At 69.5% G+C, this 20,002-nt stretch carries 21 protein-coding genes and 2 pseudogenes; 16 read left to right on the top strand and 7 right to left on the bottom strand.

The window, feature by feature from the left end:
- Window positions 1–123 precede the first annotated feature (123 nt).
- The 3 genes from glmS to QSK36_RS04200 form a co-directional block, all read right to left on the bottom strand.
- The gene (gene glmS / locus QSK36_RS04210) at window positions 124–1,941 is read right to left on the bottom strand and encodes a glutamine--fructose-6-phosphate transaminase (isomerizing) (protein ID WP_183536817.1); all 1,818 of its coding nucleotides are present in this window, start codon (window positions 1,939–1,941) and stop codon (window positions 124–126) included.
- Window positions 1,942–1,949: 8 nt separating this feature from the next.
- Window positions 1,950–2,225: a hypothetical protein gene (locus tag QSK36_RS04205; RefSeq protein WP_285781398.1), complete on the bottom strand. Its 276-nt coding sequence runs from the start codon at window positions 2,223–2,225 to the stop codon at window positions 1,950–1,952.
- Between the two features lie 214 nt (window positions 2,226–2,439).
- A complete protein-coding gene (locus QSK36_RS04200) occupies window positions 2,440–2,676 on the bottom strand; it encodes a hypothetical protein (RefSeq protein WP_285781397.1) in 237 nt (78 codons plus the stop codon).
- Window positions 2,677–2,680: 4 nt separating this feature from the next.
- On the opposite strand from QSK36_RS04200, the gene QSK36_RS04195 reads away from it, so the two are divergent.
- The 12 genes from QSK36_RS04195 (at window position 2,681) to QSK36_RS04140 (ending at window position 13,909) form a co-directional block, all read left to right on the top strand.
- Window positions 2,681–2,935, top strand: a complete 255-nt coding sequence (locus tag QSK36_RS04195) for a hypothetical protein (RefSeq protein WP_285781396.1) — start codon at window positions 2,681–2,683, stop codon at window positions 2,933–2,935.
- A 361-nt stretch (window positions 2,936–3,296) separates the two neighbouring features.
- A complete protein-coding gene (locus QSK36_RS04190) occupies window positions 3,297–4,223 on the top strand; it encodes a DUF6282 family protein (RefSeq protein WP_169987426.1) in 927 nt (308 codons plus the stop codon).
- Window positions 4,220–5,155 carry a 3,5-dioxohexanoate:acetyl-CoA acetone transferase gene (gene kce, locus QSK36_RS04185; RefSeq protein WP_183536814.1) on the top strand — a complete coding sequence of 312 codons (936 nt, stop codon included), beginning with the start codon at window positions 4,220–4,222 and terminating at the stop codon, window positions 5,153–5,155. The genes QSK36_RS04190 and kce overlap by 4 nt, the downstream gene beginning before the upstream one ends.
- A gap of 20 nt (window positions 5,156–5,175) precedes the next feature.
- On the top strand, window positions 5,176–6,093 hold the full coding sequence (locus QSK36_RS04180; protein WP_285781395.1) for a cupin domain-containing protein: 918 nt from the start codon (window positions 5,176–5,178) through the stop codon (window positions 6,091–6,093).
- Complete coding sequence (locus tag QSK36_RS04175; RefSeq protein ID WP_285781394.1) at window positions 6,090–6,878, top strand: HpcH/HpaI aldolase family protein; 789 nt, start codon at window positions 6,090–6,092, stop codon at window positions 6,876–6,878. The genes QSK36_RS04180 and QSK36_RS04175 overlap by 4 nt, the downstream gene beginning before the upstream one ends.
- A gap of 129 nt (window positions 6,879–7,007) precedes the next feature.
- Window positions 7,008–7,793 carry an SDR family NAD(P)-dependent oxidoreductase gene (locus QSK36_RS04170; protein ID WP_183536810.1) on the top strand — a complete coding sequence of 262 codons (786 nt, stop codon included), beginning with the start codon at window positions 7,008–7,010 and terminating at the stop codon, window positions 7,791–7,793.
- A 96-nt stretch (window positions 7,794–7,889) separates the two neighbouring features.
- Complete coding sequence (locus QSK36_RS04165) at window positions 7,890–8,750, top strand: ABC transporter permease (RefSeq protein WP_169987433.1); 861 nt, start codon at window positions 7,890–7,892, stop codon at window positions 8,748–8,750.
- Window positions 8,747–9,607 carry an ABC transporter permease gene (locus QSK36_RS04160; protein WP_285781393.1) on the top strand — a complete coding sequence of 287 codons (861 nt, stop codon included), beginning with the start codon at window positions 8,747–8,749 and terminating at the stop codon, window positions 9,605–9,607. Before QSK36_RS04165 ends, QSK36_RS04160 begins: the two co-directional genes overlap by 4 nt.
- A gap of 7 nt (window positions 9,608–9,614) precedes the next feature.
- The gene (locus QSK36_RS04155; RefSeq protein ID WP_169987435.1) at window positions 9,615–10,754 is read left to right on the top strand and encodes an ABC transporter ATP-binding protein; all 1,140 of its coding nucleotides are present in this window, start codon (window positions 9,615–9,617) and stop codon (window positions 10,752–10,754) included.
- A gap of 267 nt (window positions 10,755–11,021) precedes the next feature.
- Entirely contained in the window at window positions 11,022–12,098 is a 1,077-nt protein-coding gene (locus QSK36_RS04150) for an extracellular solute-binding protein (RefSeq protein ID WP_183536808.1), read from the top strand.
- Between the two features lie 64 nt (window positions 12,099–12,162).
- Window positions 12,163–12,945, top strand: coding sequence for an IclR family transcriptional regulator (locus QSK36_RS04145; protein ID WP_183536806.1), 783 nt, complete (start codon window positions 12,163–12,165; stop codon window positions 12,943–12,945).
- The gene (locus QSK36_RS04140) at window positions 12,932–13,909 is read left to right on the top strand and encodes a cyclase family protein (RefSeq protein WP_182908851.1); all 978 of its coding nucleotides are present in this window, start codon (window positions 12,932–12,934) and stop codon (window positions 13,907–13,909) included. Before QSK36_RS04145 ends, QSK36_RS04140 begins: the two co-directional genes overlap by 14 nt.
- Before the next feature lie 58 nt (window positions 13,910–13,967).
- Here QSK36_RS04140 and QSK36_RS04135 read toward each other — a convergent pair whose 3' ends face one another.
- Window positions 13,968–14,351, bottom strand: a complete 384-nt coding sequence (locus tag QSK36_RS04135) for a zinc ribbon domain-containing protein (RefSeq protein WP_285781392.1) — start codon at window positions 14,349–14,351, stop codon at window positions 13,968–13,970.
- A 251-nt stretch (window positions 14,352–14,602) separates the two neighbouring features.
- On the opposite strand from QSK36_RS04135, the gene QSK36_RS04130 reads away from it, so the two are divergent.
- Genes QSK36_RS04130 through QSK36_RS04120 form a run of 3 tightly spaced genes read left to right on the top strand, consistent with a single transcriptional unit; the run spans window position 14,603 to window position 17,264 of the window.
- On the top strand, window positions 14,603–15,832 hold the full coding sequence (locus QSK36_RS04130) for an iron-containing alcohol dehydrogenase (RefSeq protein ID WP_285781391.1): 1,230 nt from the start codon (window positions 14,603–14,605) through the stop codon (window positions 15,830–15,832).
- The gene (locus QSK36_RS04125; protein ID WP_285781390.1) at window positions 15,829–16,743 is read left to right on the top strand and encodes an aldehyde dehydrogenase family protein; all 915 of its coding nucleotides are present in this window, start codon (window positions 15,829–15,831) and stop codon (window positions 16,741–16,743) included. The genes QSK36_RS04130 and QSK36_RS04125 overlap by 4 nt, the downstream gene beginning before the upstream one ends.
- Window positions 16,659–17,264 carry an aldehyde dehydrogenase family protein gene (locus QSK36_RS04120; RefSeq protein WP_285781453.1) on the top strand — a complete coding sequence of 202 codons (606 nt, stop codon included), beginning with the start codon at window positions 16,659–16,661 and terminating at the stop codon, window positions 17,262–17,264. The genes QSK36_RS04125 and QSK36_RS04120 overlap by 85 nt, the downstream gene beginning before the upstream one ends.
- A 591-nt stretch (window positions 17,265–17,855) precedes the next feature.
- On the opposite strand, the pseudogene QSK36_RS04115 reads toward QSK36_RS04120, so the two are convergent.
- Both QSK36_RS04115 and QSK36_RS04110 read right to left on the bottom strand, forming a co-directional pair.
- Window positions 17,856–18,116, bottom strand: a pseudogene (locus QSK36_RS04115) (transposase); the annotation flags it as partial.
- Between the two features lie 55 nt (window positions 18,117–18,171).
- Window positions 18,172–18,648, bottom strand: a pseudogene (locus QSK36_RS04110) (transposase); the annotation flags it as partial.
- A gap of 106 nt (window positions 18,649–18,754) precedes the next feature.
- Between QSK36_RS04110 and QSK36_RS04105 the strand changes: the two are divergent.
- Window positions 18,755–19,339: a TIGR03086 family metal-binding protein gene (locus QSK36_RS04105; protein ID WP_285781389.1), complete on the top strand. Its 585-nt coding sequence runs from the start codon at window positions 18,755–18,757 to the stop codon at window positions 19,337–19,339.
- 7 nt (window positions 19,340–19,346) lie between these two features.
- Here the strand turns inward: QSK36_RS04105 and QSK36_RS04100 are convergent, their stop codons facing one another.
- Window positions 19,347–19,910: a DJ-1/PfpI family protein gene (locus tag QSK36_RS04100; RefSeq protein ID WP_183536794.1), complete on the bottom strand. Its 564-nt coding sequence runs from the start codon at window positions 19,908–19,910 to the stop codon at window positions 19,347–19,349.
- Between the last annotated feature and the right edge of the window lie 92 nt (window positions 19,911–20,002).

Below are 20,002 nucleotides of genomic sequence, written 5' to 3'. Positions count from 1 at the left end.
GACAGCCCCGCCTCGCAGGTCATCGCGCCCGAAATAAGCAACAACGCCCGTTTCGGCTCTTCATTCCGGCATGCCCGTACGGCCCGCACCGGGCGGGCGCGGGCCGTACGGGGGGAAGGGGTCCTACTCGACCGTCACGCTCTTGGCGAGATTGCGCGGGCGGTCGACGTCGCGGTCCAGGGCGACGGCGGCGTGGTAGGCGAACAGCTGCAGCGGGATCGTGAGCAGGATGGGGTCGAGCTCGACCTCGTTCTTGGGCACCACGATGCAGTCGTCGGCCGCCTCGGAGGTGCGGTGGCCGACCATGAGGATCCGCCCGTGCCGGGCCCGGATCTCGCCCAGCGTGGTGAGGTTCTTGTCCAGCAGCTCGTCGTCGGGGACGATCGCGACCGTCGGCAGCTCGGGGCTGATCAGCGCGAGCGGGCCGTGCTTGAGCTCGCTCGCCGGATACGCCTCGGCGTGGACGTAGGAGATCTCCTTGAGCTTCTGCGCGCCCTCGCGGGCCACCGGGTAGCCGCGCACCCGGCCGACGAACATCATGCCCGGCGAGTCGGCGTACTTCTTCGCCAGCTCCCTGATCCGGTCCTCCAGCGTGAGGATCTCCTTGATCTGCTCGGGGAGCCGCCGCAGGCCCTCGCAGATCCTGCGGCCGTCGGCCGGCGACAGGTCGCGTACGCGGCCGAGGTGCAGGGCGAGCAGCGCGAACGCCACGGCCGTGGAGATGAACGCCTTGGTGGAGGCCACCGAGACCTCGGGACCGGCGTGCAGGTAGATGCCGCCGTCGGTCTCCCGGGCGATGGCGCTGCCGACGGTGTTGACGATGCCGAGCACCCGGCCGCCCTTGCGCTTGAGCTCCTGCACGGCGGCGAGCGTGTCGTAGGTCTCCCCCGACTGGCTGATCGCGACGTACAGGGTGTCGGGCTCGACGACGGGGCTGCGGTAGCGGAACTCCGACGCGGGCTCGGCGTCGGCGGGGATGCGGGCCAGCTCCTCGATGAGCTGCGCGCCCATCTGGCCGGAGTAGTACGCGGACCCGCAGCCGATGATCTTCACCCGGCGGAACGAGCGGGTCTCGCGGGCGTCCATGTTGAGGCCGCCGAGGTGGGCGATGTGGAACCGGTCGTCGATCCGGCCGCGCAGCGTGCGGGCGACCGTGTCGGGCTGCTCGGAGATCTCCTTGAGCAGGTAGTGCTCGTAGCCGCCGTTGTCATAGTGGCCGGCGTCCCAGTCGACCGTGAACGGCTCCTTGGCCGTCTCCCTGGCGTCGCTGGTGAACGTGTTGAACCCGTCGGCCTTGATGACCGCGAGCTCACCGTCCTCCAGGTGGACGACCTGGCGCGTGTAGCGGATGAGCGCGGCGACGTCGGAGGCGGCGAACATCTCCTTCTCGCCGAGGCCGAGCACGATCGGGCTGCCGTTGCGGGCCACCACGATCTCGCCGGGGCGCTGCGCGTCGACGACGGCGATGCCGTACGTGCCGACCACGCTGTTCAGCGCCCGCAGGACGGCCTCCCGCAGCGAGTCGGTGTCCTTGACCATGCGCCCGATGAGATGCGAGAGCACCTCGCTGTCGGTCTCGCTCTCGAACTTCACGCCCTCGCCCTCCAGGCGGCGGCGCAGCTCGTCGGCGTTCTCGATGATGCCGTTGTGCACGACGGCGATCCGCTGCTCCTGGTCGAGGTGCGGGTGCGCGTTCACGTCGCTGGGCGCGCCGTGCGTGGCCCACCGGGTGTGGCCGATGCCGATCGTGCCCTTGAACTTGGCGGGAACCGCCGCCGCCAGGTCGGCGACCCGGCCCTTGACCTTGCGCGTCTTGAGGCTCTTGGCGTTAACGACGGCGAGGCCGGCCGAGTCGTAGCCCCGGTACTCCAGCCGCTGGAGACCTTCGAGCAGGATGGGCGCCGCATCCTTAGGCCCGACGTAAGCGACGATTCCGCACATAACCGCTCCTATCCGTAAACGATCCGCCGGAGCTGGCGCAGGGTCAGCTCCGGTGCCGCGACACGTCTTCCCGCGAGCTCGGCGGAGATTCTGGGAAAGATCTGGTCGTTCGTCAGCCCCCTCGACTTGAGTTCGCCGTGGCGGCGCCGCACGTACTCGTCCGCGGGCTCACCGAAGTACGTCAGGACGTCGGCCACCACGCGAGCCGCCTCCCCCGGCCCCAATGAAGTGGTCCGGGTGAGGTGGCCGATCAGATCCTCGAAGGGATGCCGTGCCGTGGACACAGAGCAGGACCCTAACGCAGCAAGGACGCCGACTAACAAGTTTCCTGCCCGTTTTCGGGCAGGATCAGTCCGAAGGCCCGCCCCGGCGGCGTCTCGACAGCCGTCTCAAGCGACATGACTCTGGGGTCGCCGGCGAGGGGCAGCGGATCCGCGGGCCACCCGATGGGGACGAAGCCGTGCACGCCCGGCCGGGGACGCCTTCAGCTCGTCGTGCTCAATGCGGTACGCGATCGGGGTGCGGCACCGCCTCGACGATGGAGACGTTGCGCACGTCAGGCTTCCCGAGCAGGCCCAAGAGGTCTTCCTTCGTCATCCAGTTGACGACGAAACCGTACACATGGCCGTCCGTGGCGGCGTCCCGCAGAACCTTCAGATCAAGACCGAGCCTGCGGTCGTCCAGTCCGCGTTCGGCACAACCGCCATGAGCCGACCAGAAGACCGGCTTCGCCACGGCCGTGCTGGTCCGGCTCGACCCCGTTCCGGCGTTGCTGGACAAGGACACGCTGTACGGCGGCTTTGTGTCGGCCACCCTCGCCGCGTACGGCAGGACCGAAGGGGAGCGGGAAGGACGCTGGTACGACGAGTACGTGAAACGTCTCGACGAGCCGCCCGCCGTACCGCATATCGAGATCGACAACCGGCTTGGTGCCAGGCCCCTGCGTGAGCAGGTCGACCGATGCCTGCAGAAGTGGCGAGAGGCGTCGTCCTGATTCACGGTCGCTTGGTGCGTGGCGTCGGCGGCCGGTCGGTATCAAGGTCTCTCGCGGGAGGCCTGTCATGCCCAGCCAATCCGTCGCAAGTTCGTGATGCAGTGCATCGTTTCGGATCGTGAAAAGTGAGCCCTCGTGCGGGTCGTAAGGCGCGCCAAGAGCCTGTTCGGCGTGCGGGCTGTCAGTCCATGCGCAGATAGCAGCGGCTGTGCGGCGCCCGGCAAGGCGGGCTGACCAGCGACGATATGCGGGCCGCCGGTGCGGTGGGCGCTGGTCGATCGGCGTCTCACACGACGTAGACATGGGCGGCATGTGTTCCGTAATATGAACGGCCAGTTCGTAGTCCGCACTTACGGAGATCATGTTGCTTGCAGCCGAGGACCCCAAGCCCGTCTCGCCGGCCGTACTGAAGGTCCTGAACGGTGCCGTGGACCTGCACTGCCACTCGGGACCCAGCCCCTTCCCGCGACGGCTGAACCACGTCGAGGCCTCCTACGACGGGGCGCGCATCGGGATGCGCGCGATCCTCGTCAAGTCGCACCACCACAACACGGTCATGGACCTGCTCGCCATGAGCACCTGGCTCGCGGACGCGCCCACGCCGGTGTACGGAGGGGTCGCGCTCAACAGCGAGGTCGGCGGTATGAACCGGTCGGCCGTGGCGATGAGCCTGCGGATGGGCGGGCGGTGCGTCTGGGCGCCGACGACGTGCGCCCGTCAGCACATCGATCACCACCACCACGGCGGCGAGTTCCCCGCCGCCGCCATCGACCTGCTCGAATCGGAGGTGTCGATCTTCGACGAGTCGGGGAAGGTGTCGGCGGACACCGCCGCGGTCGTCGACATCGTCGCCGAGACCGACACGCTGCTCACCGGCGGGCATCTGGACGTCGACTCGATGAAGGCCCTGTTCAAGGTCGCCCAGAGCAAGGGCGTGCGGCGCCTGCTCGTCCAGCACCCCGACTTCATCATCGGCGCGTCCGAGGACGACATCGAGGAGCTGATGCGCTACGGCGCCTACATCGAGCATGAGATCGCCATGTACCACCCCGAGGTGACCGCCATCGGCTGGCCCATCGAGCAGCTCGTGAACTGGATCGACCGGGTCGGCCCCGAGCGGACCGTCATCTCCTCCGACCTGGGGCAGAAGGGCAACCCGCTGCCCGTCGACGGCTACATCTACCTTGTGGGGGCGCTGCTCGACCATGGCGTGCCGGAGAAGGACGTCCGCCGTATGATCGCGGCCAATCCCGCGTTCCTGCTGGGGCTGGAGGAGGAACCGGCGTGATCGACGCCGACCGTGTGATCATCAGTACGGCGGTGACGGGATCGGTTCACGTGCCGTCGCAGAGCGACCACCTGCCGATCACGCCGGAGCAGATCGTCGAGGAGTCCCTCGCCGCGGCGGAGGCGGGAGCGGCGATCATCCACCTGCACGCGCGGCATGCCGAGGACGGCCGGCCGGCGTTCGAGCCGAGCGTCTTCGAGAAGATCATCCCGCCGATCGTCGAAGGCTGCGACGCGGTGATCAACATCTCGACCGGCGGGGCGTCGTCGATGACGATCGAGGAGCGGCTCGCGGCGGCGACCCGGTTCAGCCCCGAACTCGCCTCGCTCAACATGGGGTCGATGAACTTCGTCTTCTCCGGCATCGCGGACCGGATCACCCACTGGAAGTACGAGTGGGAGAAGCCCTACGTGGAGAACACCTACGGGCACCCGTTCATCAACTCCTTCGCGCAGATCGAGTACGCGCTGCGGGAGCTGGGCGAACGGGGCGGCACCAGGTTCGAGTACGAGTGCTACGACATCGGGCACCTCTACACGCTCGCCCACTTCGCCGAGCGGGGGCTCGCCAAGCCGCCGTTCCTCATCCAGGGGGTCTTCGGGATCCTCGGCGGCATCGGGGCCGACCACGCCAACCTCACGCACATGGTCGCCATCGCCGACAAGCTCTTCGGCGGCGACTACCACTTCTCCGCCTTCGCCGCCGGGCGCAACCAGATGCAGTTCTGCACGCACAGCGCCTGGCTGGGCGGTCACGTACGCGTCGGCCTGGAGGACAACCTCTACATCGGCAAGGGCGAGAAGGCGACGAGCAACACGCAGCAGGTGCGGAAGGTCCGGGACGTGCTCAACGACCTGGGCAAACAGATCGCGACGCCCGCCGACGCCCGCCGGATGCTGGCACTCAAGGGCGCGAAGAACATCACGCTGTAACGGCTACGAGAGGCAACCACATGACGATGTACGCCAAGGACGACCTCCGGTCCCAGTTGGCGAACGCCCCGGCCGTGCAGACGGCGGTCGATCCGTCCACCCCCATCCGGGCGGCCCAGTATCTGGAGTTCTCCGAGTTCGCGCCCGCCGAGACCGGCCCGGGCGGGAGCCGGACCTGGCTGGCCCGCGGGCAGAACGTCGTGCTGGCGTGGACCGACGCCGTCGCCGGCGATCGTTTCACGCGTGCGGGACAGCCCGACGAGTACGCCGTCCTGCTGTACTCCGACAGCGCCTCGATCCGGGTCATCGCCGGGGACGAGACGCGGGAGGTGGCCGAGGAGGCGTTCGTGGTGGTGCCGCCGGGGGACAGCGTCATCGAGGCGCTGACCGACGGGCCCATCATCCGGGTGTTCTCCTCCGTCGCCGAGGACCTGCGCGACGCGGCCCTCAACGCCGCCGCCTACGCCGAGCCGGACCCCCGCTGCGCCCCGCTGGTGCCGTGGCCGGACCCGGTGGACGGCTTCCGGCTACGCGTCTACCGGCTCGCGGAGACGCCGATCACCGAGGGGCGGTTCGGCCGGATCTTCCGTACCACCAATCTGATGGTGAACTTCCTCGCGGAAGAGCCCACCCCCAGGGACCCGCTCAAGCTCTCCCCACACTCCCACGACGACTTCGAACAGCTCTCGCTGGGGGTGAAGGGGGAGTTCGTCCACCACATGCAGTACCCCTGGGGGCCGGACTCGACCCAATGGCGGCCCGAGGATCACGGCCGCGTCAGCACGCCGTCGCTGACCGTCATCCCGCCGCCGGCGATCCACACCACGCAGGGCGTGGGCCCGTACCAGAAGCTGATCGACATCTTCTCGCCGCCGCGCAAGGACTTCTCCGCCCGTCCCGGGTGGATCCTCAACGCGGACGAGTACCCGGCGCCATGAGCACGGCGCGCACCAGCCGGTTCCGGGCCGCGCTGGCCCGGGCCGGCGGGCCCGCCCTCGGCACGTGGGTGAAGCTGCCGGTGATGGAGAGCGTCGAACTGCTCGCGCTGGCCGGGTTCGACTTCGTGGTCATCGACCTGGAGCACTCGGCGATGAACCTGGAGACGGCGTACCGGCTCATCGGCACCGCCAACTACCTGGGAATGGCGCCGATCGTCCGGATCCCCAACCTGGACGGCGGCATCGCCCAGCGCGTCCTCGACGCCGGGGCCGAAGGGATCATGCTGCCGCACGTGGACACGGTCGGCCAGGCGGAGTCGGGCGTGCGGGCGATCCGCTTCCCTCCGCTGGGCGCCAGGGGCGTCGGCTCGACGAGCCGCGCCGGGGCCTGGGGCGCGATGGACCGCGCCGAGTACCTGCGCTACGGCCAGGAGGAGGCGGTGTTCATCGCGCAGATCGAGAGCGCCGAGGCGGCCCGGTCGGCGGGCGCGATCGCCGCCGTGCCTGGGGTGGACGCGCTGCTCGTCGGGGCCGCCGACCTGTCCACCTCCGAGGAGACGACGGAGGACGACCCGCGGGTGGTCGAGCTGATCAGCCAGACGATCAAGGCGTGCACCGCCGCCGGCAAGCCGATCGGCAACGCCGGGGCGGCGACCGGGCGGTCGGTGCGGGCCGCGATCGACGCGGGGTACTCCTTCACGATGCTCGGCAACGACGCCGGCCTGCTCGGGTCGGCCGCCGCGGCCGCCGTGCGCGAGGGACGGGCGGCCGGTCAGGAGGGCTGAGCCGCGCGTCCGCTGGTCCGGCGCCGACGACCACCCCGCTCGACGGGCACTTCCCGCCACCCCGGGGTCAGCGCCGGATCGGGGGCTATGCACCATTTACCCCAATTGCGAAACTGAGAGGGAGAGATCTTGTCCGACAACCCAGGAGCGCGCCCCGCGCCCGGAACCGGGCTGCTCGCCGGGAAGGTCGTCCTCGTGGTCGGTGGGAGCACCGGCATCGGGGCCGACTCCGTGCGGGTCTTCGCCGAGGAGGGCGCCTCCGTCATGGTCGCCGCGCGGTCGCGGGACACCCTCGCCGCGCTCACCGAGGAGCTCACCGCCGCGGGTCACGACGTCGCCTACACCGTGGGGGACGTCAGCGTCGGGGCCGACGTCGCGCGGTTCGTCGACGACACCCTCGCCCGATACGGCCGGCTCGACGGCGCGTTCAACAACGCGGGCATCAACCAGCTCGGCCGGCTCGACGAGGTGTCCGAGGAGGACTTCGACCGGATCATGGCGGTGAACGTCAAGGGCGTGTGGCTGTGCCTGCGCGAGGAGATCCGCGCCATGCGCGACAAGGGCGGGTCGATCGTCAACACCAGCAGCGTGGGCGGGTTCCGCGGCAACACGGGCCTCGGCGCGTACCAGGCGACCAAGCACGCGGTGATCGGCTTCACCCGTACGGCGGCGCACGACAACGGGCCGTTCGGCATCCGGGTCAACGTGATCGCCCCCGGCCCCACCGAGACGCCGATGTTCGTCAAGTGGCGGCAGGACGACCCGGCGGCCGTGGAGCGCCGGGTCGCCGCGGTTCCGCTGCGGAAGGCCGGCACGACGATCGAGGTGGCGAATGCGGCGGCGTGGCTGCTCAGCGACCGCGCGAGCCAGATCAGCGGCGTCGTCCTGCCGGTGGACGGCGGGTACAGCGCCTAGCCGTTGAATGTTCACGATACGGACACAGTAATTGTGATATGAACAACGGCTTGCTTTACTGACCGCCTGAGCCGTACAAGCTGGAGGGGGACGAGGATGTCCTCGAACAAGATCCGATGGCCGAGTTGGCCCCTGCTGGTACCGGCGCTCGCCCTGCTGGCGGGGATCCTGCTGGTGCCGCTGGCCGACACTTTGATCCGCAGCGTCTCGACCCCCGGGTGGACGCTGAGCAACTACAGCAACCTCTTCACCGACGGCGTGACCCTGACCGTGCTCTGGCGCACGGCGGTGACCGCCGCCACGGTGACGGCCGCCGCCCTGCTGATCGGGTACCCGTACGCGTACCTGATGACCCGGGTGAGCCCACGCGCGCGCGGCATCCTCCTGGTGATCGTGCTGATCCCCTTCTGGACGTCGGTGATGGCGCGGAACTTCGCGTGGATCATCATCCTGCAGGACGGCGGGCCGGTGCAGAGCCTGTTCGAGTTCTTCGGGGCCGACGACGTCGTCTTCTACGGCACCACCGTCGGCGTGACGATCGCGATGACCCAGGTGATGCTGCCGTTCATGGTGCTGCCGCTGTTCAGCACCCTGGGCGCCATCGACCGCAGGCTGCTGCTCGCCGCGCGGGGGCTCGGCTCCTCCCCGACCGCGGCGTTCTGGAAGGTGTACTGGCCGCTGTCCCGGGGCGGGGTGATGGCCGGGGTGATCCTGGTGTTCACGCTCAGCCTCGGGTTCTACGTGACCCCGGCGCTGCTCGGGTCGCCGCAGGAGTCGCTCGTCGCCCAGTTGCTCGCGCAGCGCACCACCCTGCTGCTCGACTTCGCCGCCGCGGGGGCGCTCGGCATGCTCGTTCTCGTCGTCACGCTCGTGCTCGTGGCATGGGCGAACCGGATGGGTGGCACCATGTCCGCGATCGGTGTGGTCGCGGCCGGTCGAACGGAAGGCCGTCGATGACCAGCACCCCAGCGATGACCAGCAGCCCGGCGACGGCCAGTGGCCCGGCTGCCGGACGCCGACGGTACACGAAGGTCGATCCGATCCCGTGGTGGCTCAAGGCGTTCGGCGGGGTCGTCGTCATCTTCTTCATCCTGCCGACGCTGTTCGTCATCCCGATGAGCTTCAGCGACGCGGCGACGTTCGAGTTCCCGCCGCGGGGCTTCACCTGGCGGCTGTACGAGAACTTCTTCACCAGCCCGACCTGGCTGAACTCCCTGGGCAACTCGTTCCTGGTCGCGACGCTCACGGCGGTGCTGGCCACGACGGTGGGGACCGCCGCCGCGGTGGCGCTGTCGCGGATGCAGGGGAGGGTGGCCCGGTTCCTCCGGACGCTGCTGATGGTGCCGATCGTCGCCCCGGCGATCGTCGTCGCGGTCGCGGTGTACATCGCCTTCCTCGGCTGGCAGCTCACCGGCACGGTGCTCGGGTACGTGCTGGCGCACACGGCGATCGCCGTGCCGTACGTGGTGGTGTCCGTCACCGGCGCGCTCGGCGGCTTCGACCCGCAGCTGCTGCGGGCCGCCTCGTCGCTCGGCTCCTCGCCGTCGCGCGCGTTCGTCCGGGTGACGATGCCGCTGATCAGCCGGGGCATCCTGACCGGCGCGATCTTCGCGTTCATCGTCTCGTTCGACGAGGTCGTGCTCGCGCTGTTCCTGCGGTCGCCGGTGTTCCAGACCATGCCCGTGCAGATGTACAACAGCGTGACCGTCGAGATCGACCCGACGATCTCGGCGGCGTCGAGCCTGATGGTCGTGGCCGTGACCATCATCTTCCTACTGCCCCAGCTGCTCCGCGGCAGGGCTCGCCGCCGATAGGAGAACCATGACGACGACACCTTCGACGACGGTGAAGGCCACCGGATCGTCGCCCGGGACTCCGAGCGGCACCGAGATCCGCCTGGACCGCGTCACCAAGGACTTCGGGCTCGCGGCCCCGGCGGTGGACGACATCTCGCTGACGATCCGGCCCGGCGAGTTCATGACGTTCCTCGGGCCGAGCGGCTCGGGGAAGACGACCACCCTGAACCTCATCGCCGGGTTCGAGACGCTCACCGCCGGCACGATCGCGCTCAACGGGACCGACGTGAGCGACGTGCCGCCGCACCGGCGCAACCTGGGCATGCTGTTCCAGAACTACGCGTTGTTCCCGCACCTGACGGTGGCGCAGAACGTCGCGTATCCGCTGCGGGAGCGCAAGGTCCCCAAGCGGGAGATCGCCCGGAAGGTCGCCGAGGTGCTGGAGCTCGTGCAGCTCACCGGGCGCGACGACAACCACCCCTCGCAGCTGTCGGGCGGGCAGCAGCAGCGGGTCGCGCTGGCGCGGGCGATCGTGTTCGAGCCCAGGGCGCTGCTGCTGGACGAGCCGCTCGGCGCACTCGACCGCAACCTGCGCTCGGCGCTGCAGGCGGAGATCCGGCGCATCCACCGCGAGGTCGGGTCCACGTTCGTCTTCGTGACGCACGACCAGGAGGAGGCGATGAACCTCTCCGACCGCATCGCGCTTTTCAACAACGGGCGCATCGAGCAGATCGGCACGCCCCAGCAGCTGTACGCCGAGCCGGAGACCCTCTTCACGGCGCGGTTCCTGGGCGACTCGAACGTCTTCGAGCTCGGGCAGGCGGCTCTCGACAGGAGCATCGTCTGGGACGGCGAGAGCTGGGGCGTCGATCCCGCCACCGTCGCCGCGCATCCCGGCGTGCGCGCGGGCAGCGCGATCGTGGTGCGGCCCGAGGACGTCGAGGTCGCGGCCCGCCGGGACGAGGTGCCGCCCGGGGCCAACGCCGTGCGGGCGGTCGTCCGGGACGTGGAGTACATGGGCTCGTACCGGACGCTGCTGCTGGCGATGGGCCGGCGGGGGCTGCCGGGCCGTACCCGGGTCAGCCCGCTGCGCGGCGACTACGCCATCGGCGACGAGATCGTGGCCTGGTGGAGGCCGGGGGCGCAGCGGATCGTCGCGGCCTGACCGCCGGGGTTTTCCGTCATTCCACTCGCCTGAAGCGCCGGGAAACGCGGCCGCCATCGGTTTCGCGGCGCGTTTCTTTCGCATGCCCTCTGACGTCCGGTAAGACCGCATCGTGAACTCAGATTTCATTTATCGCACAAATATAAACGATCTAGGTGCGGACTCTGTACTTGTCGGACGCGACTCGGATACCGTGTGCGCATCTCGGGGTCCATTGACCGCATTGCGAACGATTTTGGCGGCAGACTCCTTCTGAGAGGTAAGATCATGAAATCTCGATCAAGAACCGTCCTCGCGGGCGCCGGTCTCACCGCGGCCATGCTGCTGCTCGCCGCCTGCGGCGGCGGCGGTGGCGACGCGGGCTCGGACGCGGCCGGCGGGCAGGTGCGGCTCACCTACGTCTCCTACGGCGGATCGGGCCAGGACGCGCAGATCAAGGCGTTCCAGGAGCCCTACACCGCGGCGCACCCCAACGTCACCTTCGTCAACTCCTCGCCGGCCGACGTCGCCCAGGTGAAGGCGCAGGTCACCTCCGGCGTCGTCCAGTGGGACGTCGTCTCGGTGGCGCCCGCCGCGGCGACGCAGCACTGCGGGAAGCTGTTCGAGAAGCTGAACCTCGGCGACCTGAACACCAAGGACTTCGTCCCCAACGCGATCGGCGAGTGCTACGTCGGCAACTTCGGGAACGCCAGCCCGTTCGCCTACAACGCCGACAAGTTCCCGGACCCGGCGACGGCGCCGAAGACGCTCGCGGACTTCTTCGACACGGCGAAGTTCCCCGGCAAGCGCGGCGTCATCACCAACCTGCAGAACGGCATCCTGGAGTACCCGCTCCTCGCCGAGGGCGTCGCGCCCGACAAGCTCTACCCGCTCGACGTCGACCGCGCCCTGAACAAGTGGGCCACCATCCGCAAGGACACCCTCTTCGCGCCGAACGTGGGCGCGCTGCAGCAGGCGGCCGCCTCCGGCCAGGTCGACATGTTCCTGCTGTCCGACTCGCGGCTGATCGCGCTGCTGAACGAGAAGAAGAACATTAAGATCGTGTGGGACACGACCGTGGTGTCGGTCAACGCACTCGCCGTGCCGCTCGGCTCGAAGAACAAGGAGACCGCGCAGGACTTCCTGCGGTCGCTGGTGCAGCCCGGGCCGGTCGCGAAGATCACCGAGATCTTGGGGACCGTGCCGGTCAACCTCGAGGCCAAGCCGAACCTGACCGACAACGGCAAGGCCGTGGAGGTCTACGGGCCGGCGAACACCGGCAAGACCGTGGTCCAGGACATCGAGTGGTACTCCCAGCACTGGGACGAGGTCACGACCAAGCTCAACAACTGGCTGGTGAGCTGAGAGTTGTCTCACACGCTCGCCTCGCGCCCACTGTCAAGTTTTCCATGTGAACTAGAGTTCAGCCATGGCGAACATTGACGTGAGCGGCGAGGCCTCCGGCTCCGACATCCAGGCGGTCCAGCGGGTCGGGCAGATCTGCGCGCTCTTCGGCCCGCATACGACGGAGCTCACGGCGGCGGAGGTCGCCGAGCGGCTGGGGCTGAACCGGACGACGGCGTACCGGTACTGCGCCTCGCTTGTGACGGCGGGCTTTCTGGAGCGTGGGCACCGCAGGGGCACCTTCGTCCTGGGCGGCCTGATGGTGCAGCTGGGGATCTACGCCCTGGGGCGGCGGCGCGTCGTGGAGATCGCGCCGCCGTACCTGGCGGAGCTCACCGCCACCGTGCGCATGACGTCGGTGCTCGGCGTCTGGGGCGCGCGGGGGCCGGTTGTGGCGCTCGTGAACGAGGACCTCAGCCGCACCCTCGTCGTGACGGTCCACTCCGGCACCCAACTCGACCACAACTCCTCGCAACTGCGCGTCTTCCTCGCCTGCAAGGACCAGCAGGCGTTCGAACGCGCCACCGAGGGCATGTCGGCCGCCAGGCGGTCGGAGCTGGAGGCGGGGGTCTACATGGCCCGGCGCAACGGCTACAGCATCACGAGCCACCCCGACGGCCTGTTCGCCGCGGCGGCGCCCGTGTACGACGAGTACGGCATCTGCGCCACCGTGGCGGTGCTCGGAGCCGACCAGATGGCCGACCTCTCGCCCGGATCGCAGGCCCTCACCAAGCTCCTTAGCACCGCCGCCATGCTCAGCGACGAACTGGGCGGCGGCCAAGAGAGGAAACGTATTGCCGAACTATGACGAGCTCGCCGAGGCCGAGGTCGCCGGGTCGAGCTGGGACGTCTTCGGACGCGACGACCAGCTCGGCACCGTCAACCTCCTGACCCCCGAGCGCGTGGCCGCGGCGGCCCGCCTGGTCCGCACCGGGCGCCGGTTCAACCTCGACTACCCGGTCAACGCCTTCGAGCCGTACCCGACCGGGACCAGGCGGCGGACCGAGCACCACGTCTTCGCCAACAACGAGTTCCACCGCGACGACTGGCTCGACTCCTTCTACCTGCAGTCCACCTCGCAGCTCGACGCGCTGCGGCACATCGGGCATCCCAGGCACGGCTTCTACGGCGGGCTTCCGGCGGAGGAGAACAACGAGGGCTCGACGGCGCTCGGCATCCACAACTGGGCGCAGTCGGGGATCGCGGGGCGCGGCGTCCTGCTCGACGTGCCCCGCTTCTTCGAGCGGGAGGGCCGGCCGTACGACTGCGAGCAGACGATCGCGCTCGACGACGTGACCCTCGACGCGATCGCCGCGGCGCAGGGCGTCACCTGGCAGGGCGGCGACCTGCTGCTGCTGCGCACCGGGTGGGCCGAGAACTACGTCGCCAAGTCGACCGAGGAACGCGTCGAGTTCAACCGGCGCAACAAGTCGCCGGGGCTGGCCCAGCGGGAGTCGATCCTGCGCTGGCTCTGGGACCGCCAGATCGCGCTCGTCGCGGGCGACAACCCGGCCGTCGAGGCCGACCCCGTGCTCGAGTCCGACTTCCGGTCCGAGCACGACCGGCCCCCGGAGCGGGGCGTGGACCACAGCGGAATGCTGCACCGCCCGCTCATCGCGCTGCTCGGCATGGCGATGGGCGAGCTGTGGAAGCTCGACGACCTCGCCGCCGACTGCGCCGCCGACGGGGTCTACGAGTTCTTCCTCACGTGCAAGCCGCTGAACCTCGTCGGCGGGGTGGGCTCGCCGCCGAACGCGCTCGCGATCAAGTAATCGCAGCGGCAGGAGAAACATGGTGACTCCTCCACTCCCTGAAGGGAGCGGCTTCTCGCTAGGCCGCTTGCGCAGCTTCACGAAGGGCAAGCCCTGCCCTCAAGATGTTGATCGCCGCGTTCACGTCGGCGTGCGCGGCATGCCCGCACGCGGTACAGGCGAACTCGGCCTGGGTGACGCGGTTCTCCTTGGCGACGTGGCCGCAGCGGGCGCACGTGCGGGAGGTGTCGGCGGGGTTCACCGCGATCAGCTCTCGACCGGCGCTTAGTTTCAGGTCGGCGGACTGGTCGCCGTACCGGACGGTCACGCCCGCCTTGGCGTAGGCGGTACGGCGGTGCTCCAGGGCGGCGTTGTACAGCTGCCTGTGGTCTTCCAGGAACGCCGCCAGCGCCGCCGCCTGCCGGACGGTGGGGCGCAGCAGGAACCTGAACGACCTGCGCACACCCACCTCCCATCACGTCCGGTAACGACAACACCACGATATCGGCTGGCGCCGACAAAACCCGGAAGGACATCTGTGATGCGCGGACCTGACAGCCCGTTGAAGACCCGAAGTCAGTCAGGGCTTGGGTCAGACCTCACCGGGAGGTGCTCATCACCATCATCTCTGTCAGGGCATGCTCGGGCCTTGGCGGCCCTCCCGCTCCCGATTCCCCCGTCGCCTGAAGGCGACGGCCCCCTCGGGAGGCTTTGATGGACATCCCGGCCGGGACGCTCCGGCTGCCGGCGCGCGTGCACTTCGGCTACGGGTCACGCGCGCAACTGGGCGAGGTGCTGGGTCTCGGCGGTCGCCGGGTGCTCGCCGTCGTCGACCCGTTCCTGATCGAGACCCCGATCTTCGGCGAGACGGTCGCGGGGCTCACCGCCGCCGGGTTCGACGTCGCCGTCTACAGCGACATCAGGCCGGAGCTCCCGACCGAGTCGCTGGACGACGCGGCGGCGTTCGCGCGCGAGCACGAGCCCGACGTCATCCTCGCCGCCGGCGGCGGAAGCGCCCTCGACGCCGCGAAACTGGTCGGGCTGCTCGTCACGCACGGCGGGCCGCTCAGCCGGTACTACGGGGAGAACCTGGTCCCGGGGCCCGTGCTGCCCCTCGTCGCCGTCCCCACGACCGCCGGCACCGGGTCGGAGGTGACCCCGGTCGCCGTGGTGTCCGACCCCGAGCGCGAGACGAAGGTCGGGATCTCCAGCCCGTACCTGATCCCCGTCGCCGCGATCGTCGACCCGGAGTTCACCCTCGGCGCGCCCCGGAGCGTGACCGCGTTCGCGGGCATCGACGCTCTCGTGCACGCGGTCGAGTCGTTCACGGCGGCCCGGCTCGAACAGTCGTGGGACGGCGGGCTTCCCGTCTTCACCGGCAGGAACGCGTTCACCGACGCCATGGCGCTGCGCGCGGTGGAGCGGCTCGGCCCGTCGCTGCCGGTGGCGGTCGGCGAACCCGGCGACCGCCGGGCGCGGGAGGAGGTCGCCTTCGGCAGCCTGCTCGCCGGCGTCTGCTTCGGCGCGACCGGCACGCACCTTTCGCACGCCCTGCAGTACCCGATCGGCGCGTTCACCAAGACGCCGCACGGGCTCGGCACCGGGCTGCTGCTGCCGTACGTGCTCCAGGCCTGCCTGTCCGAACCCGAGGTCGTCGAGCGGATCGCCGCGGTCGGCGCCGCCCTGGGGTCCACTGCGGCCACCGACGACGGCAGGGCCGGGGACGCCATCTCCTCGATCGTCGCGCTCAACCGCGTGATCGGGGTGCCGGCGTCGCTCCAGGAGATCGGGATCACCCGGGAGCAGCTGCCGCAGCTCGCCGAGCTCGCGTCGCGCTCCACGCGGCTGATCGCCATCGCGCCGATACCGGCGCCATCGGCCACGCTGCTGGACATCCTCGAACACGCCTACACGGGCGACCTCACCGAACGGAGCGACCCATGACCTACCTCGCCGACCTCTTCATCGACGGCGAGTGGCGCCCGGGCGGCGGCGGCGAGCGCTTCGACGTCGTCGACCCCGCCGACCTGACCGTGATCGCCCGCTACGCCGCCGCCACCGAGGACGACTGCATGGCCGCCGTCGACGCGGCCGCGAACGCGCAGGAGGGCTGGGCGGCCGCCGCCCCCCGGGAGCGGAGCGAACTGCTCCGCGCCGCCTACGAGATCCTCACCGCCGAGGTCGAGCGGTTCGCGGAGATCATCGTGCGGGAGAACGGGAAGTCCTGGTCCGACGCGATCGGGGAGGCGAACTACGCCAAGGAGTTCTTCCGCTGGTTCGCCGAGGAGGCCGTGCGGATTCCGGGCGACTATCGCCTTTCGCCGGCCGGTGACAAGCGCATCATCGTCGACCGGCAGCCGATCGGAGTCGCCCTGCTGATCACACCCTGGAACTTCCCCGCGGCAATGGCGACGCGCAAACTCGCCCCCGCGCTGGCGGCCGGATGCACGACGGTCCTCAAGCCGGCCCGGGAGACCCCGCTGACGGCGGCGTACATGGTCGAGGTGCTGCGGCGTGTCGGCGTCCCCGCCGGTGTGGTGAACCTGGTGACGCCGGTGCCGACCGGACCCCTCGTCGCTAAGATGATCAACCGGCCGGAGGTGCGGAAGCTCTCGTTCACCGGCTCGACCGAGGTCGGGCGCGACCTGCTGCACGCCTGCGCCGACACCGTGGTCAGCGCCTCGATGGAACTCGGCGGGAACGCGCCGCTCATCGTGCTCCCCGGGGCCGAGACATGGACGTCACCGTCGAAGGCGCGCTGCTGGCCAAGATGCGCAACGGCGGCGCGGCGTGCACCGCCGCCAACCGTATCTACGTGCACAGTTCGCGGCACGACGAGTTCGTCGAGCGGATGACCGCGGAACTGGCCGCGCTGTCCGTCGGGCCCGGCCTCGACCGCTCACGGCAGGTCGGGGCGCTCGTCTCCGTCGCCGAGCGGGACAAGGTCGCCGAACTCGTGGACGGCGCCGTCGAGGAGGGGGCGAGGCTCGTCCACGGCGGGAAGTCCGCCGAGCACGGCGCCTTCTACGACGCCACGCTGCTGACCGGCGTACGGCACGGCTCGCGGATCAGCTCGACGGAGATCTTCGGCCCGGTCGTGGCCGTCGTGCGGTACGACGACGTCGACGAGGCGGTACGCATGGCGAACGACACCGTCTACGGCCTGATGGCCTACGTGTTCGGCGAGGAACGCGAGGCGATGGCCGTCGCCCGCCGGCTGGAGGCGGGCATGGTCGCGATCAACCGCGGAGTCGTGAGCGATCCGGCCGCGCCCTTCGGCGGCGTGAAGCAGAGCGGACTCGGACGGGAGGGCGGCTTCGACGGCATCCTCGAATTCCTCGAGGAGAAGTACATCGCCCTGGACGCCCACCCGTAGGCCGCGCGCCGTCAGACCGTTTCGCGCCCGGGTTGGGCTCGGGTCGGGCTCAGGCCGGGGAGAGACCGGCCGCGCACCGGTGAGCCGCTCGCCGTACCGCAGCACTCAGGATTGGCTCAAGCCGCAGGGCGAGTGGACCGGGGTCGTCGTCGGGCGCGATGGCCCGGGCAAGTTCTCGTGCGAGTGCTCGGTCGGATGCCCCGTCCGCGTACACGAGATGCCCCTCGTCAGGCAGGTAGATCGCGTCTACACCTTCCGGACCAGTCTCATCTCGGTAGCCGAAGAGGTCGGCGCGGTAGGAGACCCGAAGCCGGCCTGCGCGCAGGATCGTGAGTCCTTGTAGCTGATCGAGCACGTGGTCGTCGTTAAACACCCGCCGGAGAGCGCTCAGACGGTCAGCGATTCTGCTGGGGAGCTCGGTGTCAACGTGAGTATCGACGTCAACCAGCATGGCCTTGATAAGTTCCTCGACCCGACGCACTCCCGCTGCAGCGAGTGCTGGCCAGGTGCCATGAACGCGAGGGATCACGTTGTTAGGGAATGTCCAGCCAACGGCTCTGTCCCGTAATCGGTGGTGGCGCTCAGTGATCTTCAGTGCAGGAGAATGCGATGGCGCAGGAGGTCGAACCCAGCGCGCCCGTGCATCTGCCGCATGATTCTCTTGGTTCGGGTGTTGACGCCTTCGGTTCGGCCGTTGTGGTGCGGCAAGGTGATGGCGGCGTTCACAGCCTCGCGGTCGAGTTCGAGGCCGTTGGCGAAGCCGTGCAGGTGGGGCAGGTTGGCGGCCCGGGCGTCGGTGAGCCAGGCGGCGAGCTTTGCGTTGTTGCCCGCGGCCGGGGACAGGAGTTCGGCGGGCCACGCCCGGAGAGGTGGTGTTTGAGAAGGCCACTCGTAACCCGGTGGACTTTTAAGAGGCAATCACCTCAATATTCGCTTTAGCATCGTTTGTCTCGTTCTCGGAGTTGGTCTTCTTCCGGCACTCGGCCAGGATCTCCCGCCCCATGTACCGGCGCTGCTCGGTCCACTCGTCGTTCTGCTCGGCCAAGACCGCGCCGACCAGCCGGAGGATCGCCTCCCGGTTAGGGAAGATGCCGACCACGTCGGTGCGGCGGCGGATCTCCTTGTTCAGCCGCTCTTGGGGGTTGTTGGACCACACCTGCCGCCACACCGCCTTGGGGAACGCGGTGAACGCCAAGGTGTCGTCTCTGGCCTGGTCCAGGTGCTCGGCGGCGGCCGGATACTTGGCCTCCAGCGCCTCCACGACATGGCGGTGCTGGGCATAGACCGAGGCGGCGTCCGGCTGCTCGAAGACGGTTCGCAGCATCGTCGCCACCCACGGCTGGGCCGACTTCGGGACGCGGCAGAGCAAGTTTCTCGCGTAATGAAGCTGTGAGGAAATAACACGGTGATTTGATCTTTTGGGTTGAATGCCATGTTATGGCGATCTTGCCCGGCGTACTCGATCAGCTGGCGTTGAAGTTCGATCGACGATGACGTTGTCCGACCACCCCGCGGAGCGACACCGGCAGGTCGGCCGGCTGTTCACCGAGAGGGTCCGGGCGACCCGGTCCTGGGACGCGCCGTCCCCCGTCGCCGGCTGGACCGCCCGCGACATCGTGCGGCATCTGACCGAGTGGCTCCCCGGGTTCCTCTCGGCCGGCGCGGGCGTCGACCTGCCCGAACTGTCCGAGGGGCCCTCGGTGGACGAGGACCCCGTCGGAGCGTGGCGGGTCCACTGCGAGGCCGTGCAGGCGCTGCTGGACGACCCTGCGACGGCCTGCCGGACCCTGGCCAATCCACATACCGGCGCCCTGCCCCTTGACCAGGCGATCGACCGGTTCTACACCGCCGACGTGTTCATGCACACCTGGGATCTCGCCCGGGCCACCGGCCAGGACGACCGGCTGGACCCGGACTTCTGCGCGCGGCTGCTGGCCGGGCTGGAGCAGGCGGAGGAGGCCATCCGGTCATCCGGCCACTACGGTCCCACGGTCGCAGTGCCGGACGACGCGGGCCCGCAGATCAGGATGCTGGGGTTCATCGGCCGGGATCCCTTCTGGACACCCGCGGGCTGAGCGGGGATCAGGCCGCCGGGGCGGCGGCGCGCAGCATCTTCATGAACTCGCGCATCCACGCCGGGTGGTCCGGCCAGGCCCGCCCGGTCACGAGGTTCTGGTCGACGTGCGCCTCGCTGTCGACCCACGTGCCGCCGCCGTTCTCGACGTCCGACGCACAGGCGGGGTACGCGCTGCTCTCCCGGCCCTTCAGCACCCCCGCCGCCGCGAGCACCAGCGGCCCGTGGCAGAGCGCGGCGATCGGCTTGCCGGCGTCGGCAAAGTGGCGGACGATCTCCTGGACGTCCCGGTCGCCGCGGATGTACTCGGGGGCGCGCCCGCCAGGGATCACCAGCGCGGCGTACTCGTCCGGGTTCACGTCGGCGAAGGCCACGTCGGCCGCCCAGGTGTGGCCCGGCTTCTCCGTGTAGGTGTCGAAGCCCTCGACGAAGTCGTGCACCACGAACTGCAGCTTCTTGGCGGACGGCGCCGCGATGTGCGTCTCGTAGCCCTCCTCGAGAAGCCGCTGGTACGGGTACATCACCTCCAGGTCCTCGGCGGCGTCGCCGGTGATGATCAGCACCTTCGCCATGACGTAACCCCCTCCTGCCTACGGTTGCGGCCTCATCCTGCGCGCGGCCCGCCCCGCAGGTCAACGTCTCGCCACGCTTCGGCCACGCGGCG

This window comes from Microbispora sp. NBRC 16548 (assembly GCF_030268985.1).
GTDB lineage: Bacteria > Actinomycetota > Actinomycetes > Streptosporangiales > Streptosporangiaceae > Microbispora > Microbispora catharanthi.
This window is presented reverse-complemented; position numbering and strand designations above follow the sequence as displayed.

Coding starts and splice junctions, on each gene's coding strand:
- QSK36_RS04120 (WP_285781453.1), top strand. CDS start 16,659: ATGCGCAACGGCGGCGCGGCGTGCACCGCCGCCAACCGTATCTACGTG.
- QSK36_RS04190 (WP_169987426.1), top strand. CDS start 3,297: ATGTTGCTTGCAGCCGAGGACCCCAAGCCCGTCTCGCCGGCCGTACTG.
- QSK36_RS04100 (WP_183536794.1), bottom strand. CDS start 19,910: ATGGCGAAGGTGCTGATCATCACCGGCGACGCCGCCGAGGACCTGGAG.
- QSK36_RS04105 (WP_285781389.1), top strand. CDS start 18,755: ATGACGTTGTCCGACCACCCCGCGGAGCGACACCGGCAGGTCGGCCGG.
- QSK36_RS04130 (WP_285781391.1), top strand. CDS start 14,603: ATGGACATCCCGGCCGGGACGCTCCGGCTGCCGGCGCGCGTGCACTTC.
- QSK36_RS04145 (WP_183536806.1), top strand. CDS start 12,163: ATGGCGAACATTGACGTGAGCGGCGAGGCCTCCGGCTCCGACATCCAG.
- QSK36_RS04180 (WP_285781395.1), top strand. CDS start 5,176: ATGACGATGTACGCCAAGGACGACCTCCGGTCCCAGTTGGCGAACGCC.
- QSK36_RS04150 (WP_183536808.1), top strand. CDS start 11,022: ATGAAATCTCGATCAAGAACCGTCCTCGCGGGCGCCGGTCTCACCGCG.
- QSK36_RS04165 (WP_169987433.1), top strand. CDS start 7,890: ATGTCCTCGAACAAGATCCGATGGCCGAGTTGGCCCCTGCTGGTACCG.
- QSK36_RS04125 (WP_285781390.1), top strand. CDS start 15,829: ATGACCTACCTCGCCGACCTCTTCATCGACGGCGAGTGGCGCCCGGGC.
- QSK36_RS04160 (WP_285781393.1), top strand. CDS start 8,747: ATGACCAGCACCCCAGCGATGACCAGCAGCCCGGCGACGGCCAGTGGC.
- QSK36_RS04155 (WP_169987435.1), top strand. CDS start 9,615: ATGACGACGACACCTTCGACGACGGTGAAGGCCACCGGATCGTCGCCC.
- QSK36_RS04175 (WP_285781394.1), top strand. CDS start 6,090: ATGAGCACGGCGCGCACCAGCCGGTTCCGGGCCGCGCTGGCCCGGGCC.
- glmS (WP_183536817.1), bottom strand. CDS start 1,941: ATGTGCGGAATCGTCGCTTACGTCGGGCCTAAGGATGCGGCGCCCATC.